Consider the following 3,629-nt stretch of genomic DNA (forward strand, 5'->3'; position numbering starts at 1 on the left):
CGGACTCACCCGCGGGGGGGTGGGGCGGGCGGGGGCCGGGGTGGCGGCCGGGGGGCGGGCCCGCGAGGGCGCCGGTGCATGGGGGGTGATGGGGCACGATGCCCGGCACGGTGCGGCGCGCTGCGCGCGGGACTCCACCGAGGTGATGGCGGCTGCCGGGCTCGATGTCGTGCTGGTGGAAGATCCGGTGCCCACTCCCGTGATCGCCTTCGGGGTGAGGCATCTGGGGGCCGCCGCTGGAATCGTCGTCACGGCATCGCACAATCCGGCCGCCGACAACGGTTACAAGGTCTACGACGACTCCGGTTCGCAGATCATTCCCCCCAGTGACCTGGAGATCTCTGGCTTGATCGAGCAGGCCTGTGCCACTCCCCCGAAGGATCTGGCACGTAGCGACGACTGGCGCCGGGCAGGCCCTGAGCTGGTCGATGCGTACTGCGCCGCAGCAGTCAGCCTGGCGTCACCGCAGGCCGGCGGGTCGCCGGACGCCGAACTGCGCTGGGTGCACACCGCCATGCACGGGGTGGGGGCAGAGCTGGTCACAAGGGTGAGTGCCGAGGCCGGGTTCCCCGAGCCCATCGAGGTGCCCGAACAGGCCGCACCCGATCCGGACTTCCCGACCCTGCCCTTCCCCAATCCCGAGGAGCCGGGTGCGATGGACCTGGCCATGGCCCTTGCCCGCGGGACCGGCGCAGATCTGGCCATCGCGACCGACCCGGATGCTGATCGCTGTGCCGTGGCGATCCCCGGCCCCACGGGCTGGCGGCGTCTCACCGGTGATGAACTCGGATCTGTACTGGCCGACGATGCGGTGCGCCGTGGCGCGCCCGGCGTGCTTGCGCGGTCGGTGGTCTCCGGCAGTCAGATCGACTCGATCGCCGCAGCTGCTAGCCGCAATCTTGTGACGACGCCGACGGGCTTCAAGTGGATCGGCCGGGTGCCAGAGCTGGCCTTCGGCTACGAGGAGGCGATCGGCTACTGCTGCGACCCTGCGCACGTGGCGGACAAGGACGGCATCTCCGCCACCGTCGCGGTGCTGCGGACGGCCACCGCGCTCAAGGCCGAGGGCCGCACGCTGGGTGACCGCCTCGACGAGATCGACCGGGCCCACGGTGTGCATCTGACGAGCCAGGTCGCCTGGCGGGTGGACGACCACGAGCGCATCTCTGCCGCGATGGCTCTGCTGCGCTCCCAGCCGCGTACCACGCTGGGCGGGGTGCCGGTGAGCAGGCGCGATCTGCTCGTTGCGGCCGGGACGATGCCGGCCATCGATGCCCTTGAATTCTCCCGCCCAGGGGTGCGGGTCTTCGTGCGCCCGTCGGGCACCGAGCCGAAACTCAAGTGCTATCTGGAAATCATCGCCGACCCCTCTCACGACGGGGGTGATCTGGAGATCTGCCGGGCACGGGCCTCGCAGGCCATGTCGGCACTGAGGGCCGAGGTCGCCACGCTGGTGGATCTGAGCTGATCCCCTCGCCTTCTGGTCGCCACGCACACTCCCGCCGCGCGCCCAGCCTTGTTAGCCTGCCAGGGTGATCATCGGCGCGATCTTGATCGTCGTGGCAGCATTCGCCGTCGCTGCGGTGCTGGTTCTGACCCGCGGCCGCGATGGTCGCGCCAGGACGGCGGTCATGCAGAGCGGCGAGGGTGGAGTGGTGGATTCTGCCCCGCCTGGTCTTCATCCAGCCGAAGCGGGAGTCCTGCTGCGCACCCGCGTGGCGACCAGATATCTGGTGGCCACGATCATCGATCTGACGGTACGCGGCTGCCTCAGCGTCCAGCACGAGGAGGACGGCTCCTGGACACTTCGGCGCACCGGCAGTACCCCGAGCCAGCTGGAGACCTACGAGCGGACAATGCTGAAGAAGCTCTTCCCCACCGTGCAGGGCAGGCGGCGCAGAACCACGAGCACCCTGCAGATCACCAGCACGAAGGGCGGTTTCGGCACCGTGCGGCAGGGCATCGAACGCCGGGTGGACGATTTGGGCTTCTTCCGCGTTCCACCCTCCAAGGGACGCCATCAGATGAGGCTGGCAGGTTCGATCGTCGGTGCCACCGGCGCGGTACTGATATGGCCGCTGAGCATGGTCGCCGGTGCAGGAATGCTGGGAGTCGCGCTGGTGCTGGCTGGTCTGGTGATCGCGGCGTCCGGCCCGTTGATGGCCGCCCGGACCCCTCAGGGCACCGAGGTGCGCAGGCAACTCGAGGCATTCCAGGAATTCCTGTCGGCGGGCGACCCGGGTCTCATCGACTGGCAGCATCATCCGAGGGCCTTCAGCGAATATCTACCGTGGACGGTCATCTTCGGCAGCCAGGACCAGTGGGTGACGCTGTTCCAGCAGCTCGTGGACGAGGGCCGACTGAGGCCGAAGACACTGTGGTATCTGCCGTCGAAGGAGACTTTCTGGCACCGGGAGGGGCCTCTGGCCGCCCTCAGCGAGCTGGTCAATGAATTGTCGACATCGATCCTGCTGGCGGATCGTCACGAGGAGGCCATTCCTGACGACGGGCCGCTTCGCTGGTAGCTCACTGCTGGCGGAGAGGTGCGGCCGGCTCAGCGCAGCAATCCGACCAGTTCCGGCAGCAGCTGCGTGGTGTCCCCGTCCAGGCGCACCGTGGCTAGGTTGTCTCCCCTTGTGAAACCGTGATTGATGATGATCACCGAGGCGTGGCGGTGAGCCATCCGGCGCACGAAACGCAGACCTGACATCACGGTGAGGGAGGAGCCGGCCACCAGCATGGCCCCCGCCCCCTCGCACCAGGCGAAGGATGCCGCGACCCTCGGCGTGGGCACCGTCTCGCCGAAGAAGGTGACATCGGGCTTGAGCAGGCCACCGCAGTGCGGGCAATCCGGCACCACGAAATCCTTCCAGTCCTCCACCTCGGCGTCCGCGTCCGGACGCAGCTCGGCATGCCCCACTCCGGTGAGCAGCGATATCCCCGGATTCAGATCGCGCATCACCTCCTGCATCTCGACACGGGGCTGCACCCGCCCGCAGCGCAGGCAGACCACATCGGAGCTTCGCCCGTGCAGTGTGATGAGTTGACGGTTCCCGGCGGCCTCGTGCAGACCGTCGACATTCTGGGTGATCACTCCCAGCAGAACGCCGGGATGGCCCTGGCGTTCCCATCGGGCGAGGGCCCGATGGCCCTCGTTGGGCTGAGCATGCGACAGCCGAGCCCAGCCCTGGTAGTTGCGGGCCCAGTAGCGCCGACGCGCCAGCGGATCGGAGAGGAACTCCTTGTACATCATCGGCGTTGCGCGGATCGACATCGGTCCCCGGTAGTCGGGGACCCCCGAGCCGGTGCTGATACCGGCGCCGGTGAGCACCACCACCTGCCCGGCGGCGCGGATCAGTTCGCGTGCCTCGTCGAGGGTGCCGTGCACATGTGTGGAGGGTTGCCAGCGACTGGTCGCGCGACGGACATGGCTGCGCATCGCAGCCGGAGCCCCTGAGGTCATGACCCCCAGGCTAGACATCACATCAATCCGGCCTCGTCCTCACCGGGAGCGAGCCAACGAACCCACGCCGTGGGCGGGGGGGGGGGGGCGGGGGCGGCCCCCCGGGGGGGCCGGGTGGCCCCTAGGGGGGGGGGGAGGGGGGCGGGGGGGGCCCGGGGGCGGGGGG

At 69.2% G+C, this 3,629-nt stretch carries 3 protein-coding genes; 2 read left to right on the forward strand and 1 reads right to left on the reverse strand.

Annotation, left to right across the window (positions count from 1 at the left end; translation table 11 throughout):
* Positions 1-1,468: phospho-sugar mutase (locus ABF648_RS11925; RefSeq protein ID WP_415632467.1), on the forward strand; the 1,468-nt coding region annotated here is incomplete at its 5' end.
* Positions 1,469-1,532: 64 nt separating this feature from the next.
* On the forward strand, positions 1,533-2,525 hold the full coding sequence (locus ABF648_RS11930) for a DUF2207 domain-containing protein (protein ID WP_415632468.1): 993 nt from the start codon (positions 1,533-1,535) through the stop codon (positions 2,523-2,525).
* A 29-nt stretch (positions 2,526-2,554) separates the two neighbouring features.
* Here ABF648_RS11930 and ABF648_RS11935 read toward each other — a convergent pair whose 3' ends face one another.
* Complete coding sequence (locus ABF648_RS11935) at positions 2,555-3,463, reverse strand: Sir2 family NAD-dependent protein deacetylase (protein WP_415632469.1); 909 nt, start codon at positions 3,461-3,463, stop codon at positions 2,555-2,557.
* Positions 3,464-3,629 lie beyond the last annotated feature (166 nt).

This window comes from Propionibacterium sp. (assembly GCF_047719395.1).
GTDB lineage: Bacteria > Actinomycetota > Actinomycetes > Propionibacteriales > Propionibacteriaceae > Propionibacterium.

Bases quoted from the DNA above. Each gene is read 5' to 3' on its own strand.
- ABF648_RS11935 (WP_415632469.1), bottom strand. From the start codon at position 3,463: ATGACCTCAGGGGCTCCGGCTGCGATGCGCAGCCATGTCCGTCGCGCG.